Origin of the sequence: Pedobacter frigoris (assembly GCF_005116445.1) — a bacterium.
Classification (GTDB): domain Bacteria; phylum Bacteroidota; class Bacteroidia; order Sphingobacteriales; family Sphingobacteriaceae; genus Pedobacter; species Pedobacter frigoris.
This window is the reverse complement of record NZ_SWBQ01000006.1, coordinates 189512-212434: the sequence shown is the minus strand read 5'-3', so window position 1 is coordinate 212434 and position 22923 is coordinate 189512. Positions and strand designations below refer to the sequence as shown.

The 22923-nt window shown below is 39.6% G+C and carries 24 protein-coding genes; 10 read left to right on the top strand and 14 right to left on the bottom strand.

What is annotated here, in order from left to right:
- The first annotated feature begins 490 nt into the window (after positions 1-490).
- The 6 genes from FA047_RS18780 to FA047_RS18755 all read left to right on the top strand — a co-directional run bounded on the left by FA047_RS18780 (position 491) and on the right by FA047_RS18755 (position 8026).
- Entirely contained in the window at positions 491-1291 is an 801-nt protein-coding gene (locus tag FA047_RS18780; protein ID WP_136837629.1) for a hypothetical protein, read from the top strand.
- Between the two features lie 62 nt (positions 1292-1353).
- Complete coding sequence (locus tag FA047_RS18775; RefSeq protein WP_136837628.1) at positions 1354-2148, top strand: thymidylate synthase; 795 nt, start codon at positions 1354-1356, stop codon at positions 2146-2148.
- The gene (locus FA047_RS18770; RefSeq protein WP_136837627.1) at positions 2145-2630 is read left to right on the top strand and encodes a dihydrofolate reductase; all 486 of its coding nucleotides are present in this window, start codon (positions 2145-2147) and stop codon (positions 2628-2630) included. The genes FA047_RS18775 and FA047_RS18770 overlap by 4 nt, the downstream gene beginning before the upstream one ends.
- Positions 2631-2827: 197 nt before the next feature.
- Entirely contained in the window at positions 2828-5800 is a 2973-nt protein-coding gene (secDF, locus tag FA047_RS18765; protein ID WP_136837626.1) for a protein translocase subunit SecDF, read from the top strand.
- An 83-nt stretch (positions 5801-5883) separates the two neighbouring features.
- Positions 5884-7185 (top strand): NAD(P)/FAD-dependent oxidoreductase, encoded by a 1302-nt coding sequence (locus FA047_RS18760; RefSeq protein ID WP_136837625.1) that lies wholly within the window; start codon positions 5884-5886, stop codon positions 7183-7185.
- Positions 7166-8026 carry a hydroxymethylglutaryl-CoA lyase gene (locus FA047_RS18755; protein ID WP_136837624.1) on the top strand — a complete coding sequence of 287 codons (861 nt, stop codon included), beginning with the start codon at positions 7166-7168 and terminating at the stop codon, positions 8024-8026. The genes FA047_RS18760 and FA047_RS18755 overlap by 20 nt, the downstream gene beginning before the upstream one ends.
- A 13-nt stretch (positions 8027-8039) precedes the next feature.
- Here the strand turns inward: FA047_RS18755 and FA047_RS18750 are convergent, their stop codons facing one another.
- Both FA047_RS18750 and fbaA read right to left on the bottom strand, forming a co-directional pair.
- Positions 8040-8465, bottom strand: coding sequence for a GNAT family N-acetyltransferase (locus FA047_RS18750; RefSeq protein ID WP_136837623.1), 426 nt, complete (start codon positions 8463-8465; stop codon positions 8040-8042).
- A gap of 96 nt (positions 8466-8561) precedes the next feature.
- Positions 8562-9641, bottom strand: coding sequence for a class II fructose-bisphosphate aldolase (fbaA, locus tag FA047_RS18745; protein ID WP_136837622.1), 1080 nt, complete (start codon positions 9639-9641; stop codon positions 8562-8564).
- Between the two features lie 107 nt (positions 9642-9748).
- On the opposite strand from fbaA, the gene accD reads away from it, so the two are divergent.
- Entirely contained in the window at positions 9749-10594 is an 846-nt protein-coding gene (gene accD, locus FA047_RS18740) for an acetyl-CoA carboxylase, carboxyltransferase subunit beta (protein ID WP_136837621.1), read from the top strand.
- Between the two features lie 184 nt (positions 10595-10778).
- On the opposite strand, the gene FA047_RS18735 is transcribed toward accD, so the two are convergent.
- The 5 genes from FA047_RS18735 to glmM all read right to left on the bottom strand — a co-directional run bounded on the left by FA047_RS18735 (position 10779) and on the right by glmM (position 16706).
- On the bottom strand, positions 10779-13064 hold the full coding sequence (locus FA047_RS18735) for a GH92 family glycosyl hydrolase (protein ID WP_136837620.1): 2286 nt from the start codon (positions 13062-13064) through the stop codon (positions 10779-10781).
- Positions 13065-13083: 19 nt separating this feature from the next.
- Positions 13084-13758 carry a basic secretory protein-like protein gene (locus FA047_RS18730; RefSeq protein ID WP_136837619.1) on the bottom strand — a complete coding sequence of 225 codons (675 nt, stop codon included), beginning with the start codon at positions 13756-13758 and terminating at the stop codon, positions 13084-13086.
- A 122-nt stretch (positions 13759-13880) separates the two neighbouring features.
- Positions 13881-14087, bottom strand: coding sequence for a hypothetical protein (locus tag FA047_RS18725; protein WP_136837618.1), 207 nt, complete (start codon positions 14085-14087; stop codon positions 13881-13883).
- A gap of 77 nt (positions 14088-14164) precedes the next feature.
- Positions 14165-15313 carry a cysteine desulfurase family protein gene (locus FA047_RS18720; protein WP_136837617.1) on the bottom strand — a complete coding sequence of 383 codons (1149 nt, stop codon included), beginning with the start codon at positions 15311-15313 and terminating at the stop codon, positions 14165-14167.
- 4 nt (positions 15314-15317) lie between these two features.
- Positions 15318-16706 (bottom strand): phosphoglucosamine mutase, encoded by a 1389-nt coding sequence (glmM, locus tag FA047_RS18715; protein WP_136837616.1) that lies wholly within the window; start codon positions 16704-16706, stop codon positions 15318-15320.
- Positions 16707-16877: 171 nt separating this feature from the next.
- On the opposite strand from glmM, the gene FA047_RS18710 reads away from it, so the two are divergent.
- Genes FA047_RS18710 through FA047_RS18700 form a run of 3 tightly spaced genes read left to right on the top strand, consistent with a single transcriptional unit; the run spans position 16878 to position 18894 of the window.
- Positions 16878-17609, top strand: coding sequence for a class I SAM-dependent methyltransferase (locus tag FA047_RS18710; RefSeq protein WP_136837615.1), 732 nt, complete (start codon positions 16878-16880; stop codon positions 17607-17609).
- Positions 17606-18169, top strand: a complete 564-nt coding sequence (locus FA047_RS18705; protein WP_136837614.1) for a phosphatase PAP2 family protein — start codon at positions 17606-17608, stop codon at positions 18167-18169. Before FA047_RS18710 ends, FA047_RS18705 begins: the two co-directional genes overlap by 4 nt.
- Entirely contained in the window at positions 18169-18894 is a 726-nt protein-coding gene (locus FA047_RS18700) for a ZIP family metal transporter (RefSeq protein WP_136837613.1), read from the top strand. Before FA047_RS18705 ends, FA047_RS18700 begins: the two co-directional genes overlap by 1 nt.
- Here the strand turns inward: FA047_RS18700 and FA047_RS18695 are convergent.
- The 7 genes from FA047_RS18695 to FA047_RS18670 form a co-directional block, all read right to left on the bottom strand.
- On the bottom strand, positions 18891-19340 hold the full coding sequence (locus tag FA047_RS18695) for a MarR family winged helix-turn-helix transcriptional regulator (protein WP_136837612.1): 450 nt from the start codon (positions 19338-19340) through the stop codon (positions 18891-18893). The genes FA047_RS18700 and FA047_RS18695 overlap by 4 nt on opposite strands.
- A gap of 1 nt (position 19341) precedes the next feature.
- Positions 19342-19509 carry a DUF5522 domain-containing protein gene (locus tag FA047_RS20585; RefSeq protein WP_169304458.1) on the bottom strand — a complete coding sequence of 56 codons (168 nt, stop codon included), beginning with the start codon at positions 19507-19509 and terminating at the stop codon, positions 19342-19344.
- Positions 19509-20450: an exonuclease gene (locus tag FA047_RS18690; protein ID WP_136837611.1), complete on the bottom strand. Its 942-nt coding sequence runs from the start codon at positions 20448-20450 to the stop codon at positions 19509-19511. The genes FA047_RS20585 and FA047_RS18690 overlap by 1 nt, the downstream gene beginning before the upstream one ends.
- A complete protein-coding gene (gene coaE / locus FA047_RS18685; RefSeq protein ID WP_136837610.1) occupies positions 20451-21047 on the bottom strand; it encodes a dephospho-CoA kinase in 597 nt (198 codons plus the stop codon). It lies immediately after the preceding gene.
- Positions 21048-21083: 36 nt separating this feature from the next.
- On the bottom strand, positions 21084-22031 hold the full coding sequence (locus tag FA047_RS18680; RefSeq protein ID WP_136837609.1) for a YbbR-like domain-containing protein: 948 nt from the start codon (positions 22029-22031) through the stop codon (positions 21084-21086).
- Positions 22032-22111: 80 nt separating this feature from the next.
- Positions 22112-22453: a preprotein translocase subunit YajC gene (gene yajC, locus FA047_RS18675; RefSeq protein WP_136837608.1), complete on the bottom strand. Its 342-nt coding sequence runs from the start codon at positions 22451-22453 to the stop codon at positions 22112-22114.
- 13 nt (positions 22454-22466) lie between these two features.
- Positions 22467-22922, bottom strand: coding sequence for a DUF1573 domain-containing protein (locus FA047_RS18670; RefSeq protein WP_136837607.1), 456 nt, complete (start codon positions 22920-22922; stop codon positions 22467-22469).
- Position 22923 lies beyond the last annotated feature (1 nt).

The following is a 22923-nucleotide window of genomic DNA, read 5'->3' as shown; positions in this document are numbered from 1 at the left end:
CAGAGTCTCTACCACATACTATTGTAGTTCATTCACTTATAAAAAAAATGGAATTTAGTTAAGCCGTATCAGTATCAAAGGAAGGCCAAAGAAGATCTTTAATGATGTTGAGAGTGAAAGCTATTTCTAAAAGAAAAGAATTGAGAGGAGATAAAAAGCGTTTTTCCATAAGATTGAGTATTAGCGTTTAATTTAGATGCTCATTTTCAGTGACTAAGCATTGTATACCCAAATGTAATTTTTTAAATAGTCACTTGTATAATTTTTTTAATGAATTTAGAAAGAAAAATTTACAAAATCGGTTGAGCATAGGCATACTCGGCATTTTCAAATCCTAAATTTTGAGAAAATAAATAATTTTTTGATAAAATAATATGACCCTACTGTAAGGCCACCATAACCCCACAGTGACCCCATCTTTTTCTTACAAAAAGGTGGGGTCACTGTGGATTAATTATAGATTAATTGTGGCAGTACTATAATACAACTAATGGCAAGATACGACGGGAAACGACTCAGGGGAATAATTGGCCCTTACATTTTCAGAGATGGAAACAGCAAAAAACACACTATTGTTCAGTCTAAAGCTGAAAAAGTAACACAAACAGAAGCATCACAGAAAACTGCGGGCGTTTTTGGCAATGCAAGCGTTTTATCCAGAAACATCAGGGATGACCTGCGCTGTCTGACCGGAAAGTTCTACGACGGAACAATGATCAACCGGCTCAATACAGTAAACAGATCCATCATGGAACATTGTTTTGATAAGCAAACAGAAATCTACACCTATCAAAGCGATAGCTTCAACAATCTGGTAGGATTTGAATTTAATGATTACGCCAAACTTTCAGCCCATATTTGGGTAGAGCAGGTAATCTCGCTGGAGGGAAACAACCTGACGCTAAGCCTCCCGACTTTTGCTGTCCCGACAGAACTGACAATGCCTGTAAGGGCAAACGAAGCTGAAATAACTGTAACACTAGGACAGTATGTACTCGCAGACCGGGTGAAAAAGCAAAGGGAAGAACAAAAGCTGACCGTAGTAAACGGAGAACAGGTACCTGCACATGATTTTACTTTCGAAGTAGCGGAAGGATGCCTATGTGTACTTTCCATAAACGTAGAGTACTTTCAAACCCACCAGTCGATAAAAAAACCTTTGAACACAAAAACACTAAACCCTGCCGCAGTATTCGGAGCGGTTATCACACCAGGAACATTCGTATTACCTCCCCTAGAAAAAACGGAGTTTAAATCGAAGGCTTCGCCATGGTCAAGGATGGATAAATAAAACTTAATTTTGCTGAACTTGAAGGGTAAATCCCTTACTTTTGTATACTGTCTTAAAAAATTATGAAGCAATATTTAGATTTGATGCAGCATGTGCTCGATAATGGCACGCAAAAACACGACCGTACCGGAACGGGAACTATTAGTGTATTCGGTTATCAGATGAGATTTGACCTGCAAAAGGGCTTTCCGATGGTGACCACCAAAAAATTGCACCTCAAATCTATCATCCATGAATTGATCTGGTTTTTGAGCGGCGATACCAATATCAAATACCTGAAAGACAATGGTGTGAGGATCTGGGACGAATGGGCAGATGAAAACGGCGACCTTGGTCCTGTTTATGGTTCGCAATGGCGTTCATGGCCTAAACCTGATGGCGGTCATATTGATCAGATCTCAAAAATCATAGATACCATCAAAAATAACCCGGATTCCCGCAGGATCATCGTATCTGCATGGAACGTGGCCGAGGTAGACAATATGGCTTTGCCGCCTTGCCATGCCTTCTTCCAGTTTTATGTGGCCGACGGAAAATTGAGTTGCCAGCTTTATCAGCGCAGTGCGGATATATTTTTAGGTGTGCCTTTTAATATTGCTTCTTATGCTTTGCTGACCATGATGGTAGCACAGGTGTGCGGCTTGCAGTATGGCGACTTTATCCATACGCTGGGCGATGCGCATTTGTACAACAACCATATTGAGCAGGCCAGGCTGCAGTTGAGCCGTGACACCAAAGATTTGCCGGTGATGGAGATCAATCCTGAGGTGAAAGATATATTCAGCTTCAAATACGAAGATTTTACACTGAAGGGTTATGAACCCCATCCACACATTAAAGGAGTGGTAGCAGTATGATTTTATCTATCGTAGTAGCTATTGCTGAAAATAATGCTATCGGCAAGGATAATCAGTTGTTATGGCACCTTCCGGCCGACTTAAAACATTTCAAACAGATCACCAGCGGCCATACGATTATTATGGGCCGTAAGACGTATGATTCTATCGGCAGGCCCTTGCCAAACAGACGTAACATCGTCATCACACGCAATACAGGTTTGGAGATTGAAGGAGTAGAGGTTGTAAACGATATTGCTGCAGCCATTGAGCTTTGCCACGATGAGGAAGAAGTATTTGTGATAGGCGGCGCAGAGATTTACAAACATGCGCTAAACGATACCGACCGCATATATCTAACCAGGGTTCATCAGCGTTATGACGCTGATACCTTTTTTCCTGAAATCAATAGTGAGGATTGGGAAGAGCGTGATGTAGAACATCATGAGCCTGATGAAAAAAACAAGGTAGCTTATACGTTTTCAACTCTTGAGCATGCCTGAACAGGAGATCTCTCCTATCGTCGAGATGACGGACGCTGTTATAGTTGACGACAGAGCGTAGTTATAATTGATGACAGGGCGCTGTTATAATTAAAAAATTCAGAAGGTAGCCTATTAATTAAAAAAATAATTAGATTTGCCGACTTGTTAAAAAAATATATTGCATATAGACTAATTATTACAAACACAAACAAATAATGCAGGGTAAAGGTTTTATAAAATTTATGGCGATACTTTTAGGTATTGTCTGTGTGTATTCTCTCTCATTCAACTTTGTTACTTCAAAGGTTGAAAAAGACGCAAAAGCTTATGCTAAAGGAGATCCGGAAAAAGAAAAAGCTTATCTGGATTCAATGGCCACAGTCCCGGTTTATCCGTTATTTGGATTTAACTACCAGTTCTGCAAAGCAAAAGAAATTAACCTTGGGCTAGACCTTAAAGGTGGTATGAACGTAACGATGGAAATATCGTTAGCTGAATTGGTTAAATCTTTAGCTGACAATACTTCTGACGCCAACTTTAATCAGGCATTGGCTACTGCACAGCAAAAATTAAATGCTGGTGGTAAAGATTACATCGATTTGTTTGTAACTGAGTTTGAAAAATTATCTCCTAATGTAAAATTGGTAGACTTCTTCTCTAACCAGGATAACGCTAAGGAATTGAAACCTGATGCAAGCAATGCTGAAGTTAAGAAATTCCTTTCTAAAGAAGCTACCAGTGCGATCGACCGTTCATTCATCATCATCAGAAGCCGTATCGATGGTTTTGGTGTGGTGAGTCCGAACATGCAGAAACAAGAAGGTACTAACCGTATCCTGATTGAGATGCCAGGTGTTCAGGATAAGGAAAGGGTACATAAATTATTACAAGGTTCTGCTGAACTTCAGTTCTGGCATGTATACCAAAACCAGGAAGTATATCCTGTTTTGGAAAACATCAACAAAACATTGGCTTCTTCTTTAAAAGAAACCAAAGCTGTTGACACAACTAAAGCTGCAGGTACTGATACAGCTACTAAATCTGAAAGTAAACTTGCAGGCTTAGCTAAAAAAACTACTACTGCTGATTCTGCTAGCTTAAAAACTCAGGAAGCAGCAAAATCTAACCCGTTGTTTGCAGTGTTGACAGTTCCTTCTTACATGGGAGAAAATGGTCAGCAACAATTGCGTCCGGGTGCTGCTGTGGGTTGGGTAGCTCAAAAAGATACTGCAAAAGTTAATGCATTCTTGAAGAGACCAGAAATCGCTTCTATCATTCCTCAGAGCTACAAATTCATGTGGAGTGTGAAACCTGCTGATCTTGGATCTCCTGTAGGTGGTGCCAAAATATTTGAATTGTACGCAATTAAAGTGACTTCATTGGATGGCAGACCTGATTTAGGTGGCGAAGCAATCAGTGATGCACGTGCAGATTACGATCAAAACGGAAAACCGGAAGTGTCAATGGCTATGACTGGTGACGGTTCTGCAATCTGGAAAAAAATGACTGGTGAGGCTTCTGCTGATCCAAACAACAAAAGATCTATTGCAATTGTATTGGATAACCAGGTTTACTCTGCTCCTACTGTAAATGATGAAATTGCTGGCGGAAGGTCTTCCATCACTGGTAACTTTACGGTAGAGGATACACAGGATTTAGCGAACATCTTGAAAGCTGGTAAATTACCTGCTCCTGCAAGAATCGTTGGTGAGTTCGTAGTAGGTCCTACTTTGGGTGAAACTGCAATTCACAATGGTTTATTGTCATTCGTACTTGCATTTATCGTGATCCTGATCTTCATGGCCATGTATTACAACAAAGCCGGATGGGTAGCTAACCTTGCTTTGGTGATCAATTTATTCTTCATCATGGGAATATTGGTGTCTCTCGGCGCTGTATTGACATTGCCTGGTATCGCTGGTATCGTGTTGGTAATCGGTTTATCTGTGGATGCGAACATCCTGATCTTTGAGCGTGTAAGGGAAGAGCTTACTTTAGGCAAGCCTACTCCTGTAGCGATCAAAGAAGGTTTCAAACATGCAATGTCTTCGATCATCGACTCAAACGTAACGGTATTTGTATTGGGTGCTATCCTTTATGTATTCGGAACAGGACCTGTTCAGGGTTTTGCGACTACATTGTGTATCGGTATTATATCATCACTGTTCTGTGCTGTGTTAATTTCACGTCTGGTATTTGAGTGGTTATTAGAGAAAAAATCTAACATTACCTTCGGTAACAAATATACAATCCACGCATTTAAAGACATCGCATTCAACTTCGTTGGACACAGGAAATTATATTACACCATCTCTGCAGTAATCATTGCATTGGGTGTTATATTCTACATCAAAAATGATGGATTAAATCTTGGTATCGACTTTAAAGGTGGTAGAACTTACATCGTTCACTTCGATAAAGGAATGGATACTGAGGATGTAAAAGCTAAATTGAACTCAGTATTTACTGAGTCTGAAACCATCGTTAAGACAGCAGGTGCTGACAATGAGTTGAAAATCACTACTACTTACCACATTACTGACACTGATACTCAGGCTGATAAATTAGTAGAAACTGCCTTGAATAAAGGTTTAACTGAAACTGGTGTTAAATATACTATTGAAAGTAACGAGAAAGTAGGTCCAATCATCGCAAGTGATATCGTTTACGGTGCTTATGGTGCTATCCTTTTCTCTTGCTTGGTGATGTTTATCTACATCGTAATCAGGTTTAAGAAACTAAATTATGGTTTAGGTGCGGTAATCGCATTGTTCCATGATGTGCTGCTTGTACTTTCATTCTACACGATTCTTGATGGTGTGCTTCCATTCTCTCTGGAGATTGGTCAGGATTTCATCGCGGCGATATTGACAGTAATGGGTTATACGATGACTGAAACTGTTGTTGTATTTGACCGTATCCGTGAGAAACTTGCTGAGTCGGGTAAAGACGACCTATATGGTGAAGAAAGAAACAAACTGATCAACTTTGCATTAAACAGTACATTGAGTCGTACCATCTTAACTTCGTTAACGGTATTCTTCGTATTGGTTGTGATCTTTATTTTCGGTGGAGCTAGTATCCGCGGATTTATCTTTGCATTGCTGATTGGTCGTATCATCGGTACTTACTCATCACTATGTATCTCTACCCCTATCGTAATTGATTTGGGTAACAAGAAAAAATAAGAAATTACTTCTTTGTGATAAATAAAGGCATCCTTTTTGGATGCCTTTTTGTTTGTTATGTATATTTACCAAAATTGATATTTATGGATCAGCATTTTCCTAAAGGCAGTAAAACAAGGATTGTAATTGTAGGAGGCGGATTTGGCGGGATTGAATTGGCTAAGAAGCTTAAAAATCAAGATGTTGAGGTGATGATGCTCGACAAACATAATTATCATACTTTCCAGCCGTTGCTTTACCAGGTAGCCACAGGAGGTCTGGAAGCTGATTCCATTGCTTTTCCATTAAGAAAGATATTCAAAGGTCAGAAAAACCTGACCTTCCGGGTTACAGAGGCAAAAAGGGTTTTACCTGCGCAAAACGTATTGGAAACCAGCATCGGCTCCATCGAATATGATCATCTGGTCATTGCTACAGGATCTACGAGCAACTTCTTCGGGCAGGCAGAAATAGAAAGCAATGCCATGCCGATGAAATCAATTCCGGAAGCATTGAACTTGAGGAGCTTGATCCTCCAAAACCTCGAGGCTGCTCAGATTGCAGAAGATCCGGTTTTAAAAGCGGAACTGTTGAATTTCGTGGTGGTTGGCGGCGGCCCAACAGGTGTAGAAACTGCCGGGGCAATTGCCGAACTGAAAAAACATGTGCTGAAGAATGATTATCCCGAACTTGATCTGAATCAGGTAAACATTTACCTGATTGAGGGTTCTCCTGAACTATTGGGCGCTATGTCTGTGCAGGCACAGAAAAAATCAGAAGATTTCTTAAAAGAGCTTGGTGTGTCTGTGATGACCAATTCGAGGGTACAGGCTTATAACGGCAAGGTTTTGAATCTGGTCGACGGTAGAAATATCCCTACCTCTACAGTAATCTGGTCGGCCGGAGTAAAAGGTGTAGTTTTAGATGGCCTGAATGCTGAAAGCATCGTAAGGGGCAACCGGTTAAAAGTAAATGAGATCAACAGGATAGACGGGCATGAGAACATTTACGCGATTGGCGATGTATCTGCGATGATCACTACTGAATTCCCTAACGGGCATCCCGGAGTAGCGCCTACTGCTATACAACAGGGAAAACTACTTGCAAAGAACCTCTTAAATATCATTAACAAAAGACCTACAGAGCCGTTTAAGTATTTCGACAAGGGTGCTATGGCTACAGTCGGCCGCAACCGTGCGGTGGTCGATCTTCATAAGATCAGGTTTCAAGGCATTTTTGCCTGGTTCACCTGGATGTTTGTCCACCTCATGACCCTGGTAGGGTTTAGGAATAAACTCGTGGTATTTGTGAACTGGGTATGGAGCTATTTTAGTTATGACAGAGGTACAAGATTAATTATACGTCCATTTTTCAAAAAAACTAACGATGAGTCAAAGCTCAATTAAGCTAATTGAATGTCCGCGTGATGCGATGCAGGGTATCCATGATTTCATTGATACTGATTTAAAAGCTGAATACATCAACCTCTTGCTGCAAGTTGGTTTTGATACCATAGATTTTGGCAGCTTTGTATCTCCAAAAACGATTCCGCAATTGAGAGATACAGCGGAAGTATTGAGCAAGCTTAATCTGAGTGATACACATTCGAAGCTGCTTGCCATTGTAGCCAATTTAAGAGGCGTACAGGAAGCTATCCTGCATCCGGAGATCAGTTACCTGGGTTTTCCTTTTTCAGTCTCTGAGACCTTCCAGCAACGCAATACTAATTCAAGTATTATTGAATCCATGGAAACTATAAAGCAGATGCTGGAACTCTGTGATAAGAATAATAAAACTGCAGTGATTTATTTGTCTATGGGATTTGGAAATCCTTATGGGGATGAATGGAACGAAGAGATAGTGGAAAACTGGGCTTCACAATTGGTGGGTAACGGAGCAAAGATCTTGTCTTTATCGGACACTACAGGTGTCTCCTCTCCTGAAAAGATCAGGCAAATATTGCCCGCTTTAGTACAGCGTTTTGAAAGTGTTGAAATCGGATTGCATTTGCACAGTACGCCTGCTACGCGGTTGGAAAAGATTGAGGCAGCATATGAAAGCGACTGTAAACGCTTTGACAGTGCGCTGATGGGGTTTGGTGGTTGTCCCATGGCAACTGACGACCTAACCGGCAACCTGGCCACTGAAGACCTGATCAGTTACCTGCAAAGCAAGGGAGAAAATCTGGGATTAAATATGAGCAAATGGCAGGAAGCCCTGCAGTTTTCATCAAGGGTATTCTTTTAAGCAGAAGTTGCTTTTAAGCCTTTTTTACCATTTTCATGTGCTGGATTCCGGCTTCCTCAAACTGTTCGCCTTCGGCAATAAAGCCGAACCTGGCATAGGTACGCATGGCCTGCAGTTGGGCATTGAGGTATATGTATCCTGCATCGCTGGGTAAATCTGACAAAGCAGCAGCCACCAATGCCTGTCCTATCCTCTTGCCGCGGTGTTCTTTTAATACTGCAAAGCGTTCCAGCTTATATCCATTGTCCGTTTTGCGCCACCTGCATGCACCACATGGTTCGTTATTTAACAGGGCAAGAAAGTGCACGGAGTCATCTTCATGTTCCCACTCCAGTTCAGGCGGACAATTTTGTTCATCAACAAATACGGTTTTCCTTACTGCAAATACTTTTTCTAAGTCCTCTTTGCTATTTACCTTGTTTACCTGTAGCGCTTCCATGATTGAATAATTTATGTTAAATAACCGGTGATTTTGAAACAAAAAAAGCGCCACAAAATGGTGTTTGTGACGCTTTGGTATAATTTGAATCCAGGATTACAATTTATCGCTGGCGTCTTTGCAATTTAAGTCTTCGAAAGCCTGTTTTAAACGCTCAACAAACTTCTCCTCACCCTTGCGTAACCAAACGCGTGGATCGTAGTATTTTTTGTTTGGTTTATCTTCTCCATCCGGATTACCGATCTGGCCTTGAAGATAAGCTTCGTTAGCTGTATAATAATCTAAAATACCTTCCCAGAACGCCCATTGCATATCTGTATCGATATTCATCTTGATTGCTCCATAAGAAATGGCTTCTCTAATCTCTTCCTGAGTAGAACCAGAACCGCCGTGGAATACAAAATTGATTGGTTTTTCAGCAGTCAATGAGAACTTCTCTTTGATATAATCCTGAGAGTTTTTCAGAATAACAGGCTGTAATTTCACGTTTCCTGGTTTATACACACCGTGTACGTTACCAAAAGCAGCTGCTACTGTAAATTTATCACTTACTTTACTCAACTCTTCATAAGCATATGCTACTTCAGAAGGTTGTGTATATAATTTAGAACTGTCTACGTCACTATTGTCTACACCATCTTCTTCTCCACCGGTTACCCCAAGTTCGATTTCGATAGTCATACCTAATTTAGCCATACGCTCCAGGTATTTTGCAGAGATTTCCATGTTCTCTTCGATCGACTCTTCTGAAAGGTCAAGCATGTGCGATGAAAACAATGGTTTTCCATGTTCAGCAAAGAATTTCTCGCCATGGTCCAATAATCCGTCAATCCATGGCAATAACTTTTTAGCAGCGTGATCCGTGTGTAAAACCACTGCCACACCATAGTGTTCAGCTAATAAATGAACATGCTTAGCTGCAGACACTGCACCTAGTACGCAAGCGTTTAAGTTGTCATTGTTTAATGTTTTACCTGCATAAAACTGGGCACCACCATTTGACAATTGAATAATCACCGGTGAATTAACCGCTTTAGCAGTTTCCATTACTGCATTAATCGTATTTGTACCGGTAACATTTACTGCAGGTAATGCAAATTGATGTTTTTTTGCCTGTTCAAATAATTCCTGAACGGCATCTCCGTAAATTACGCCTTTGTAGCCTTTTAAACTCATTCTTTATAATTTTATATATGCCGAAGTTATGAAAAATATCACTTTGGGCAAATGAATAAGGGATTTATTTCGTTTCTTTGTGGTCGCAATTTTTCAAGATATAACACATGGCTTGGTTTAAGAGAGAAAAAAAAGGTATCAGTACGTCGACAGAAGAAAAGAAAGAAGCACCGGATGGTTTGTGGAACAAATGTCCGAATTGCAAAAAAGCTCTTCACAGTGCTGATCTTATTGAAAATAAATACGTTTGCCAATATTGTGACTACCATTTAAGGGTAGGATCAAAAGAATATTTCCAGGTACTTTTTGATGATAATACTTTTGAGGAGCTTTTTGCTAACCTGACCTCAGGAGATCCGCTTAAGTTTACCGATAGCAAACCGTACACTGACAGACTGGTAGAGAGCATGGCTAAAACAGGCCTTAAAGATGCCATCAGAGCAGGTGTTGGTAAGATAGAAGGTGAAGACCTGGTGATTACCTGTATGGACTTCAATTTTATTGGTGGTTCAATGGGTTCTGTAGTGGGTGAAAAAATTGCAAGGTCGATCGATTATTCGATCAAGCATAAAATTCCATTCCTGATGATCTCAAAATCAGGGGGTGCAAGGATGATGGAAGCTGCATTTTCATTAATGCAAATGGCAAAAACATCAGCCAAATTAGCCCTCCTAAGCCAGGCAAAAATTCCATACATCTCTTTGCTTACAGACCCTACTACAGGTGGCGTAACAGCTTCTTATGCGATGCTGGGAGACATCAATATCGCCGAACCAGGTTCGTTGATTGGTTTCGCTGGTCCGCGCGTAATTAAAGAGACCATTAAAAAGGATTTACCTAAAGGTTTTCAGACTGCAGAGTTTGTATTGGAACATGGTTTCCTTGACTTTATTGTAGACAGAAGAGCAATGAAAGCGAAATTGGCTTCGTTCCTGAAGATGATGAAGAATTAAGTATTTATAAAAATACTGATAACAATAAAGGCCCGTTCAGACTGAACGGGCCTTTATTGTTTTATTAAGACATTTTACTTACCTCCCTGCTTTCCATAAAATTCAGTGTCTTTGAATCGGCATAGCGTTATTTTTGCGAAGCTTAAATCATGCAGCCGGAGAAAAGATCACTTAATTTTTCCCTTTACTTCTCTGTTGAAAGCGAATAAGGAAAATCAGCCTCTTTGGTACCCCTTGTCTTATTAGGCGTCGCAGTCATATCGAAATCCAACACCGCACCTTTCAACAGATCAGAATGGCTCAGCCAGTTTTTGCTATGAACGGAACCATTATATTTCAAACTCTGAACGTACCTGTTATCATCGCTGTTTTTAGGTGCATTGATGACAATGGTCTTTCCGTTATCCAGTTTTAAAGTTACTTTCTTAAACAATGGCGCACCAAGTACATATTGGTCTACCGCAGGAGTAACCGGATAAAATCCTAACGCAGAAAACACATACCATGCTGAAGTTTGTCCATTATCCTCGTCTCCGCAATATCCGTCAGGCGTAGCTCTATACATCCTGTTCATGGTTTCCCGTACCCAATGTTGCGTTTTCCATGGCGCACCTGCATAATTGTACAGGTAGATCATGTGTTGAATCGGCTGATTTCCATGAGCATATTGTCCCATATTCGCAATCTGCATTTCGCGGATCTCATGGATCACTCCACCATAATAACTATCGTCAAAAATTGGAGGCAACGTAAATACAGAGTCCAGTTTGGTTACAAATTTTTCTTTCCCGCCCATTAACCTGGCCAGTCCGTCAATATCCTGAAATACCGACCATGAATAATGCCAGCTGTTTCCTTCAGTAAAGGCATCACCCCACTTAAATGGGTTGAATGGAGATTGAAACTTGCCATCTTTATTCTTACCACGCATTAAGCCGCTTGCAGGATCAAACAAGTTCTTGTAGTTCATACTGCGTTTTTTATAAATATCAATTTCCGAAGCGGGTTTTCCTAAGGCCTTACCTAATTGATAAATCGCAAAATCATCATATGCATATTCAAGGGTCCTTGCCGCATTTTCATTGATCTTTACATCATAAGGTACATATCCCAGGTCATTATAATAGTTTACACCACGACGGCCGGTTGCCCTTGGCCCTTCATTATTTGCACCATGTTTTACAGCATCCCATAGTGTATTGATGTCATAACCACGTAAGCCTTTGATGTAAGCATCCGCTACGACAGAAGCTGAGTTGTTTCCGATCATACAATCTGAGTAACCAGGACTAGACCATTCAGGCAGCCACCCACCTTCTTTGTAATCATTTGCCAGGCCTTCCTGCATCTCTTTATTGATTGATGGATACATCAGATTTAAGAAAGGATATAATGCCCTGAACGTGTCCCAGAATCCTGTACCGGCAAACTTATAGCCAGGTGAAGTTTTCCCGGTGAAAGGGCTCCAATGAACAATTTTATTGTCTTTATCCACTTCATACATCTTATGAGGGAAGAAAAGCGCGCGGTAAAGACTGGAATAGAATGTACGTGTCTGATCGATAGTACCGCCTTCTACAGAAATCTTATCTAAGGTTTTGTTCCAAACTGCCTTAGCTTTTGATTTTGTCGTCTCAAAATTATCATTAGCCAGTTCTCTTTTCAAGTTGACATCAGCCTGTTCAATACTGATAAAAGAAGAAGCAATTTTCATATGTACCTGTTCGCCCTTTGCTGTTTTGAAACCAACAATAGCTCCGGAGTGATCCGCCTTTACTTCAAGTTCGCCTTTCAGCAGTTCTTTTCCCTTCCATCCGTTTGCAGATGCAAATGGCTTGTCAAAATAAGCAACGAAATAGTTTTTGAAACTATCATCTACCGGATGAGAATGCCTGGTACTATAGCCTATAATTTTTCTTTCCGCAGGAATGATCTTAATGTAAGATCCTTTGTCAAAAGCATCTACAACTATGTAAGACTCATCAGATTTGGGGAAGGTAAAACGAAATTGCGCTGCACGTTCTGTAGGAGTAATTTCAGTAGTCACATCAGCATCAGCTAAATACACGCTGTAATAATAGGGTTTTACAGTTTCTGCTTTGTGCGAAAACCAGCTTGCACGTTCGTCTTCAGCAAACTTGAGCTTTCCAGTTACCGGCATTACAGAAAATTGTCCGTAATCGTTCATCCATGGAGAAGGCTGATGAGTTTGTTTAAATCCGCGGATTTTGTCGGCATCATATGTATATGCCCAACCATTTCCCATATTACCGGTTTGGGGCGTCCAGAAGTTCATTCCCCAGGGTAATGCAATAGTTGGATATGTATTTCCGTTTGATAATGAAGGCTTACTTGCCGTTCCCATAAGTGGATTGATCCACTCTACCGGGTCTGTAACTTTCCCTACGGTCTGGGCAAAAGTACCAAACGATGCCAAAACAAGGGAGGCGGTTAAAAATTGCTTGATCATATATTTAGTTTTGTGTGATTTAAATGGTCGGGTTTTCGGAATAGGCTTTCCATAGGTCATCCAATGTTTTTCCTGTTTCCTTTTGCCAGATGTCTTTTGTATAAGTATGAGAACGCATGCTGTTATCTAGTTTTTTTACAATTCCTTTGTGGCCATTGCTTTCCAGCCAGGCAAGGAATCTTGCGGTGATGCGGTAGCTATTGGTATAACTCTGATTGGTTTTGTATTCAGGCAGCGTCCACCCGGCACCTTTGTTATCCACACCAAATTTATACCTTACATAATCTGCAATACCTTCTGTAAGCCATCCTGGTCCGGAACGTCCTTTGTATGCCTGTACCACATGCATGGCTTCGTGAGTTACCACATCAATATCACCGGGGTTATTTTTAAAATATGCCGGGCTGTAAACTATCCTGCCCCCACCCGTTGCTGCTACACCTTTATATGCAGTGTCAATTACAAAATTTACTTCCTTATCTGCTTGTTTATTGTATTCTTTTACCAATTTGGGATAAATGATGAAGAAGGTCTCTACCATCCTGGCTTTTAATGCAGGATCAAAATCTTTATCGAGACTGGTGAAATTTAGTGTAAAGCCATGTTTTTTAAAAGTCTCCTTTTCCTGGGCATTTAATTGCTTTATCGCCAGCAAGGGAATGATAAAAAATAATAACGCAATTGTTCTATTCATATGTGTTTCAAGTTTTAAAACGTTTTAGCGAAAACAAATAAACATAATAAAAAGGAAATTACAAAGCAAAAAAAGAGCAGTATGATATACATACTGCTCTTCGATTATACGTTTTAAACTTTTTAAGTCTCAGTTCCCGGCATCACTCCTGGTTCATGACTGGAACCTAAAGGTTTATGTTGACGTGCTGGTTTCTTTGTAAATGCCGATCTGTCGAGATTGGCTACCGAGGAAGTCTCTCCATTAGTATCATTTTCTGTGTTGACTTCAGTTTCTTTATAAACTGTCTTTTTATGCTTGTCCTGATTTGTTTTCTCTGAAATGCTCATGATTCATAGGGTTAAGTTAAAAAATAATGAGTTACCATATTATTAACACCCTACAAATCATATTGTTTAAAAAAGCTTTAGGCTGTTACATTTTGACTGACAATCTGTTTTACTTTATCAACTACGAAATCCAGCTCTTCTTTTGTATTGTATTTACTGAATGAGAACCTCACTGAAGGGCGATTAGGATCAGCAGAAATACCCGTTAATACATGGGAGCCAATGTTGGAGCCTGAAGAGCAAGCGCTGCCACCAGATGCCGAAACACCATTTATATCCAGATTGAACAAGAGCATATCAGCCATATCCATTGCCGGAAAAGAAACATTAAGTACTGTATATAAACTTTTTTCCGGAGCGGTTTCTCCGTTAAAATAAAGATCAGGGATTTCGGCAGTCAGCTTTTCTTTCAAATAAGATTTTAGCTCCTGGATATGGTCCTGATGCTGATGCATTTCAGCGTAAGCAATTTCAAGTGCTTTCGCCAAACCAACGATACCGTATACATTCTCAGTACCGCCTCGCATATTTCGTTCCTGCGCACCTCCAAAGATCATTGGACTGATCTTTATCGTATGGTTCACAAATAAAAACCCTACTCCTTTAGGCCCGTGTAACTTGTGTGCCGCACAAACGATAAAATGTGCTTTGAGTTTTCTGACATCATGTGCATAGTGTCCCATGGTCTGCACGGTGTCGCAGTGATATATCGCATCGTACTGCTCACAAATGTCTCCTACCCTTTCTATATCGGTCAATGTTCCCAATTCATTATTGGCATGCATTAAGGATACAAATGAGCGTTCATTGGTCTTTAATAATTCTTCCAGATGATCATAATCGATATTGCCTTTGCTATCTACGTTGACAAAACTCAGTTTATCAATTACACCTTGCTTCAGTAGCATGTTTAGCGTATGCTCAACGGCATGGTGCTCTATTTTAGAGGTAATCGCGTGCTTAATGTTATAAGCTGTGATACCACAGCGAATGGCCGTATTATCGGCTTCTGTACCGCCTGAGGTAAAAAAGATTTCAGCAGGAGTAGCATTTAAAAGTCCGGCAACTGTCTTTCTTGCTTTCTCTATAAGAGTCCGCACCTCTCTGCCCTGCGCATGAATAGAAGATGGATTGCCATAATGTGTATTCATTACATTGACCATTTCTGCTATTACAACCGGATCAAGAGGAGTAGTTGCAGCGTTATCTAAATAAATCCTGTTCATTTTATCAACTCAGTTTTAATATTTCTTTGATGTCTGATATAATTTTTGAGGCCAGATTTTCAGCTACTGTTTCTGTACTTGCCTCGCTATATATACGAATAATAGGTTCTGTGTTTGACCTGCGCAAATGTACCCATTGTTTGTCAAATTCTATCTTCAAGCCATCAATTGTGGTATTCGGCTGATCTTTGTAACGCTCCTGAACTTTAAGCATCAGGGCATCAATATCCATTTCAGGTGTTAGGGTGATTTTATTTTTAGAAATATGATATTCAGGATAGCTTTTACGCAATACGGAAATAGGTTTTCCAAATTGAGCCAGATGGGTCAAGAATAATGCAATGCCCACTAATGCATCGCGGCCATAATGTAGTTCAGGATAGATGATACCTCCATTACCTTCGCCACCAATGATTGCGTTAGTTGCTTTCATCTTATTTACCACATTCACCTCGCCTACCGCAGAGGCATGATATTCACCTCCGGATTTTTCGGTAACATCTCTCAATGCTCTTGTAGAAGAAAGATTGGATACGGAGTTACCAGGGGTATTCTTCAAAATATAATCCGCAACAGCAACCAGGGTATATTCTTCTCCAAACATACTTCCGTCTTCATTTACAAAACACAAACGGTCTACATCAGGGTCAACTACGATACCCAGATCTGCATTTTTACTTTGCACAACTTTGGCTATCTCTGTTAAGTTCTCAGGAAGCGGTTCAGGGTTATGCGGGAAATGTCCGTTTGGCTCACAATACAGTTCATAAACTGTTTCAACACCAAGGGCTTTTAATAAAGCAGGGACAAATATCCCTCCCGTAGAATTTACACAATCAATTGCAATTTTAAAGTTGGCTGCTTTAATAGCGGCTACATCGACCAATGGAAGGTCCAATATGACATCAATGTGTTTCTGCAGGTAGGTATCATTTGGGGTTACTTTTCCCAATGCATCTACATCAGCAAATTCAAATTCAGACTTTTCAGCAATATCTAATACTTCTTTTCCATCAGCATCGCTAATGAATTCGCCTTTCTCATTCAAAAGTTTTAAAGCATTCCATTGCTTTGGGTTATGGCTTGCAGTTAAAATAATACCGCCTCCTGCTTTCTCCATTGGAACAGCAATTTCTACTGTCGGTGTGGTAGACAACCCTAAATCGATTACTTCGATTCCCAGACCTTGTAATGTACCAATAACCAGGTTATTGACCATTTCACCTGAAATCCTTGCATCACGGCCTAAAACAATCTTTTTATTATTTGTTTTATTAACCACCCAAGAGCCGTAGGCTGCTGTAAATTTAACAATATCAATAGGAGTTAGACCATTACCGGCTATACCGCCGATAGTTCCCCTTATACCAGAGATAGATTTTATTAGTGTCAAAGCTTTAAGATTTTTTTCAAACTTAGATAAATTGTGCATCAGTGGTGAACATTTTTTTAAAAAATTCAATATTGATTGGAATTAAACAAATGCAACAAAGTAAATAATACTTAAGGATGCAGTTCAAAATACTATCTTTGTCTTTTTCTAAAACATCAAAATACTGGCTCTATGCAGCGTAAATGGTTTCAATATTGGTTTAATTCTCCGTTTTATCATATTCTATATAGTCAGAGAAATGATGCAGAAGCTGAATTTTTAATTGATAATTTATCTGCTTATCTGAAACCAGCTGCACAGTCGAGAATACTTGATATCGCCTGTGGCAGAGGCAGACACGCGATATACCTTAATAAAAAAGGATACGATGTAACAGGTATAGATTTGTCAGAACAAAGCATCAGGTATGCCCAGCAATTTGAGCAGAAAAACCTGCATTTCTTTGTCCACGATATGCGTAAATTGTCGTTTATCAATTATTTTGACATCGCTTTAAATCTGTTTACCAGTTTTGGCTATTTTGAAACGGAAAAAGATCATGTAAATGCATTGAAAGCTTTCAGAAAGGGATTAAAAGAAAATGGCACTTTGGTGATCGATTATTTCAACACGGAAAAAATCGTTAAGAATCTTACTCACCAGGAGACTAAAACCTTAGAGGGGATAGAATTCCATCTGCATAAGTTTGTCTCAGAAGGAAAGATCATCAAACACATTAACTTTGAACACAGAGGCAAAGCTTATGCTTTCGAAGAGCGTGTACAGGCTTTCAAATTAAGCGACTTTGAACGCATGTTTGAGAAAAGCGGACTAACCATTACGGCTACTTTTGGCAGTTATGCGCTCGACGCTTACGACGAGATCCAATCCGACCGTTTAATCTTAGTTTGTAAAAAGGCATGATAGAGAGTTTACAGCAATTTGATGCCGAACTCTTTCTAAAGATTCACAGGGGACTTTCCAATCCTATTTTTGATTGGTTGCTACCCCTGATGAGGAACCGTTTTTTTTGGGCACCACTTTACCTGTTTATTCTTGTTTTCTGTTTTATTGAATATAAAAAAAAGGGTTGGTACATCATAGGTATGCTCCTTTTCACCTTTGCTATCGGAGATATGCTGGCATCCAGGTTAATTAAGCCCCTGATAGGACGATTAAGACCTTGTAACGAGCTTACTCTTGCGGACGATATCATTCATCGGGTGCCCTGCGGAAGCGGCTATAGCTTCCCCTCTGCACATGCCACCAATCATTTTGCGATTGCCATATTCCTGATATTTGTTTTTTATGACAAATGGAAGCCAATTTTGCCTGTAGGGCTCGCCTGGGCTTTTATCATTGCATTCTCTCAAATTTATGTGGGGGTGCATTATCCGATAGACGTTATGGTCGGATCAGTACTGGGTATCATCATTGGTTTATGCACATCAAAACTTTATAAAACACTACAACCACAACTATAATGGAAATCTGGAAGATACTTATTTTATTCTTTAGTGCATTTTTAGGGGGCATGGGCATATTCCTGGTTAAAAATGATAAATCTCAACTGCTAAAACTGATTTTATCCTTTAGCGGAGCTTATTTGTTTGCCATTACTGTTTTGCACCTGATACCTGATGCATATCATGGTGCCGATCATGAAGATATCGGAATTTTTATACTGATAGGTTTCTTGCTACAGGTATTTTTGGAGCAGTTTTCTGAAGGCGTGGAACACGGCCACATCCACAAACACAACGATGCTAAGATCTTCCCTTATGGGATTATGATCAGCTTATGTCTGCATGCTTTTCTTGAAGGGATGCCTCTGGCAAAAGACCAGCACAATGCTTTAATATTTGGGATTTCCCTTCACCATATTCCGGCTGCTTTTGCATTGGGAAGCATCCTGATGCAAAACCATTTCAAAAGAGGAAACATAGTGGTCTATATTGCAATATTTGCGATAATGGCTCCTTTGGGCTTTTACGTGAGCTATGGCATCAGTAATGGAAGCATCGGCGGTATTGAAAATTACTTCAGCCGGATCATGGGGATAGTAATAGGTATATTCCTGCATATATCAACAACCATTTTGTTTGAATCAAGTGTTGACCATAAAGTAACTAAAAGAAAAATGATCGCAGTGCTTTGTGGAATAGGTATAGCTTTAATAGGATATTTCACGTCCGGTCATTCGCATTAGCCTCTCATTTTATCCAACAAATAGTTAAGTTGTTCCGCTTCCTCATCAGTTAGATTAGATGAAACAGGAGCAGAAAGATCTACTTCCAGGTCCATTTGTTTTAAAAGGTCCAGTCCCTTTTCACTGATGAGTATGTCTACTGCCCGTTTGTCGATTGGATTGGATTCCTTTACCACCAATTCTTTCTGTACAAGCCTGTCTACAATCCTCGAAGCATCGCACATTTTATCCAGTATTCTTGCTTTTAAAAGATTGATCGTACTTGGCTTGGGATATTGTCCTCTCAAAATCCTTAGCACATTAAATTGCTGAGTGGTCACATTATAAGGCATCATAGCCTGTTTAAACTTATCATTGCACCAGTTACATGTAAATATTACATTCACAACTGCCTGCTGATGTGTACTTTCAAATCGGGAAGCCTGAATTTCGTTCTGCAATTGCATATTATATCCTCTTATCTTTTTTAGATGTACTTTTTACTTTGGGCTTTCCATAACCCCAGGGACAATGCCTGCATTTATTTTTACAGCAGTGTCCTCTTTTCAAATGATAGGCTTCGGTAAAAACCATAAGTCCCTCTTCATTAAAGTAATAGTCTACATCCTTTTCCATCAACTAAGCAATTTAACTACCAAACTTTTTTCATAATGCGTTTTTAAGTAATTGCCATTGCCATGGTTGGTCCAAACTTGTGACGGCTTGACCTTTTCAATAGTAAAAATGATGTCATTCCAGTCGGCGTGATCTGATATATAAAGTTGTATTTCATGGCTGCTCTGCAGGTGCTTCCAGCCCGTTGCAAACACACGAACCACATTTATTGCCTTAAAATAGCTTTTAAAAACCATTGGCGGAACAATATAGACCATATGTTCAGGATTATTTTTCATGACTTTCCTGTCATACATTTCATATTTCTTCATATTGACCCCCATCTGCTCATATATCTTCACAAAAGGCATCATGCTGTGATGTACTAATATCCTTTTTTCCGTACAATGATCATTCATTAAACTAATCAGTCTCTGGCATTTACCAAGCGCATAAGCCCCAAGCATGATGTTGCTTTTCGTTGAATTTAACTTTAGGATTTCCTCTTCAGCAGCAGGATGCTGCGTCGCGGGGTCGGCAAAGGTTGTTTCCGTAATCAATACATCCGCTTCTACAAAAGAAATTGGTTCACACGTCTTATCAGGCTGCAATTTGTAATCTCCCGTATATAGGTATTTAACTCCGTCATACTCCATTAAAACCATTGCAGAGCCCAGTATGTGGCCCGCGGGGATAAAGGTGACCTTCACTCCGTTTACATCAAAAACAGCATTAAAATTGTAGATATGGAACTCCCCTCCCGCAAACTTCCTATACCTGTGCTTCATAAATAAGGAAGTTGCTTCAGTACAGTACACATTGAGGTTCCCTCCGATAGCATGGTCACCATGAGCATGCGAAATTACAGCCTGCTTCACGGGTTCCTTTGGATCCAGATAAAAATTGCCATAACGGCAAAACAGACCGATTTTATCGATCACTATAAAATCTTCAAGTATCATTTAGTGTTTTATATTTAAGAATAACTGATGTAATTCCAGTACTTGTAGTATTAAAGAATTACTTTCATCATTGTGGATCAGGTAGTCGGCCATTTTCATTTTTTGTTCATCAGTAAATTGCTTATCCATTCTGGCTTGAACCTGGTCTGCAGTTACCTGATCACGCTTCATCACCCGGTTCAATTTTAATTCTAAAGGTGCAGTTACCAAAATGTTTTTGTCGCACATTTTATAGGATCCACTTTCAAACAGCAATGCAGCTTCTTTCAAAACATATGGCACCTCAGTTTTCAGGTTTGCCGCCCACACATCAAATGCTCTAAAAACAGCTGGATGTACCAATTGATTGAGCTTTGACAATTCTGCCTCATTATTAAAGACAATATTTGCGATGTACTTATTATTCAATGTTCCGTCACCAAAATAGCTTTCATGACCAAAAGTATCTTTCACTCCCTTAATCAGGATTTCATCTTCTACCATGATCTGCTTTGCTACCGTATCTGCATAAAAAACCAGTATTCCGAGCGTTTCAAACACCCTGCAAATTGTGGTTTTACCACTCCCAATTCCCCCGGTAATCCCTATTTTTATCATTTTAATTTGGAAAAGTAATTCATAATGACTTAGACATCATTTTTCAATAATAAAATCAATTTTTGCTGGTGCTATCTTTACTAACTTACAATAATCGGGAAAACGGGCTATTTTTACCCTCAGCTGATTGTGGTTAAGGTTCCTCCATTCACTTAAATCGACAACTGCATCTATAAAATTTTCGTCAATCTGCTGGTATTTTGACAATGATACCTGAAATGTGACTTTTATCTTTTTCGGATATAACTTAACGTTATAATATTCTTTATTGTTAATTATAGTAAGAGGCAGTTCGATTGTCTTTTCAGTAAATTCATCTACAGGAACTTTCACCTCAGCACTGTTAGGAAAAATACTGACATTCTTTAGCTTATTTTGAGCCATAGCAACTCTGGCGCCTACGGAAGTCTGTATGTTTTTTAGCGCCAGCGTATCCGTCGGCCATTCTTTTATTTTTTCCAGCTCCTGTTCGGGGCCTGATAAAGTAACATATTCAGGAACGATTTCTATGTCGTTGGAAATTCCAAACTGGTTTAAAAAAGTAAAGTTAGATACCAGTTTTACAGGCACTCTTTTCACTGTTCGTTCAGAAAAATCAAAGTAAAGCGTATCTGGCCTGACAGAAATGATTTTTTGTGAAGTTTCAAGTTGCCTGTTTACGTTAAACAACTGTTCGGAGAAAAGTATGAAATTTCTATTATTCAATTTTTCAAGACTGATACTTATGGATTGAGGCTTTACCCTAAGCCTGGCAAAAAGCAATTGCCATCCGGTTCCTTCGACTTGCAGGTCTACGGTATCAGACTGCAACGCATGGAAAGCTCTTTTTTGAGGGAAATTTTTATAAACAAGTACTGTCTTGGCCGTATAAACATATTTATTATTTAGTGCAAGAAATAACCATGCTCCAATTGCCATCAATAAACAGGTAATTAAAACAATGATACGCTTGCGTTCTATTTTTGTGAGTTTTATAAACGGCATAATTGTAAGGTAGACAAACTTACTAAAACAAAAAAGCCGCTCCAAATACTGAAGCGGCTTTTAAAAGTTAATTGTGAGGCTTAAGCCTTTGTAGTATCAATTTTTGGAGTTTCTACTTTAGGTGCCGCAGCTTTAGTAGCATCCAATGAAACTGCAGTTTTATCAAAACGGATTTTTGCACCGCTCTCTACTTCAATTAAAAAGGTTGTTTCGTTCATATCCACGATTCTTCCATGAATACCCGCAGTTGTCACGATTTTATCTCCTTTTTTTAGTTCTGAGACTAATTTTTTATGGTCTTTTGCTTTTTTAACCTGAGGTCTGATCATGAAGAAGTAAAACACAACCATGATGAGTACCATAGGAACCAGGGTACCCAACATATCTGGTGATCCTGCTCTTAAAATTATTGTTGATATCATATTATTATTAAAATTATTGACGTTCTTTTATTTCTCCTGTTAGGTGTAATGCAGTCACAGAAGGAACCGCATTAGAAGTAACAGTGATTACTTTATCCTGAAGACCAATTTTACCATCGCTGTTAAAAACTACTTTGATCTCACCGTCCTCACCTGGCTTAATTGGCTCCTTTGGAACCTCAGGCACAGTACATCCGCAACTAGCTTCTGCATTGGTGATGATGAGCGGTCCTTTTCCAGTGTTTGTAAACTTATAACTGTAAGACACTTTTTCACCTTGGGTGATCTTCCCAAAATTATAGTTAGCCGTTTCAAAGGCTATCACCGCATCTCCTGCACCTGCAACAGCACCTACATTCGATGATGAGTCTGAAGCCACTGTTGTCGCAGCCTCAGTTTCAGATGATTTGTTTTGTTGGCAGGATGCAAATGTTAAAGCAGCCAATGCCAGTAACAAGGTTTTTTTCATA

Coding starts and splice junctions, on each gene's coding strand:
- FA047_RS18780 (WP_136837629.1), top strand. CDS start 491: ATGGCAAGATACGACGGGAAACGACTCAGGGGAATAATTGGCCCTTAC.
- FA047_RS18775 (WP_136837628.1), top strand. CDS start 1,354: ATGAAGCAATATTTAGATTTGATGCAGCATGTGCTCGATAATGGCACG.
- FA047_RS18770 (WP_136837627.1), top strand. CDS start 2,145: ATGATTTTATCTATCGTAGTAGCTATTGCTGAAAATAATGCTATCGGC.
- secDF (WP_136837626.1), top strand. CDS start 2,828: ATGCAGGGTAAAGGTTTTATAAAATTTATGGCGATACTTTTAGGTATT.
- FA047_RS18760 (WP_136837625.1), top strand. CDS start 5,884: ATGGATCAGCATTTTCCTAAAGGCAGTAAAACAAGGATTGTAATTGTA.
- FA047_RS18755 (WP_136837624.1), top strand. CDS start 7,166: ATGAGTCAAAGCTCAATTAAGCTAATTGAATGTCCGCGTGATGCGATG.
- FA047_RS18750 (WP_136837623.1), bottom strand. CDS start 8,465: ATGGAAGCGCTACAGGTAAACAAGGTAAATAGCAAAGAGGACTTAGAA.
- fbaA (WP_136837622.1), bottom strand. CDS start 9,641: ATGAGTTTAAAAGGCTACAAAGGCGTAATTTACGGAGATGCCGTTCAG.
- accD (WP_136837621.1), top strand. CDS start 9,749: ATGGCTTGGTTTAAGAGAGAAAAAAAAGGTATCAGTACGTCGACAGAA.
- FA047_RS18735 (WP_136837620.1), bottom strand. CDS start 13,064: ATGATCAAGCAATTTTTAACCGCCTCCCTTGTTTTGGCATCGTTTGGT.
- FA047_RS18730 (WP_136837619.1), bottom strand. CDS start 13,758: ATGAATAGAACAATTGCGTTATTATTTTTTATCATTCCCTTGCTGGCG.
- FA047_RS18725 (WP_136837618.1), bottom strand. CDS start 14,087: ATGAGCATTTCAGAGAAAACAAATCAGGACAAGCATAAAAAGACAGTT.
- FA047_RS18720 (WP_136837617.1), bottom strand. CDS start 15,313: ATGAACAGGATTTATTTAGATAACGCTGCAACTACTCCTCTTGATCCG.
- FA047_RS18710 (WP_136837615.1), top strand. CDS start 16,878: ATGCAGCGTAAATGGTTTCAATATTGGTTTAATTCTCCGTTTTATCAT.
- FA047_RS18705 (WP_136837614.1), top strand. CDS start 17,606: ATGATAGAGAGTTTACAGCAATTTGATGCCGAACTCTTTCTAAAGATT.
- FA047_RS18700 (WP_136837613.1), top strand. CDS start 18,169: ATGGAAATCTGGAAGATACTTATTTTATTCTTTAGTGCATTTTTAGGG.
- FA047_RS18695 (WP_136837612.1), bottom strand. CDS start 19,340: ATGCAATTGCAGAACGAAATTCAGGCTTCCCGATTTGAAAGTACACAT.
- FA047_RS20585 (WP_169304458.1), bottom strand. CDS start 19,509: ATGGAAAAGGATGTAGACTATTACTTTAATGAAGAGGGACTTATGGTT.
- FA047_RS18690 (WP_136837611.1), bottom strand. CDS start 20,450: ATGATACTTGAAGATTTTATAGTGATCGATAAAATCGGTCTGTTTTGC.
- coaE (WP_136837610.1), bottom strand. CDS start 21,047: ATGATAAAAATAGGGATTACCGGGGGAATTGGGAGTGGTAAAACCACA.
- FA047_RS18680 (WP_136837609.1), bottom strand. CDS start 22,031: ATGCCGTTTATAAAACTCACAAAAATAGAACGCAAGCGTATCATTGTT.
- yajC (WP_136837608.1), bottom strand. CDS start 22,453: ATGATATCAACAATAATTTTAAGAGCAGGATCACCAGATATGTTGGGT.
- FA047_RS18670 (WP_136837607.1), bottom strand. CDS start 22,922: ATGAAAAAAACCTTGTTACTGGCATTGGCTGCTTTAACATTTGCATCC.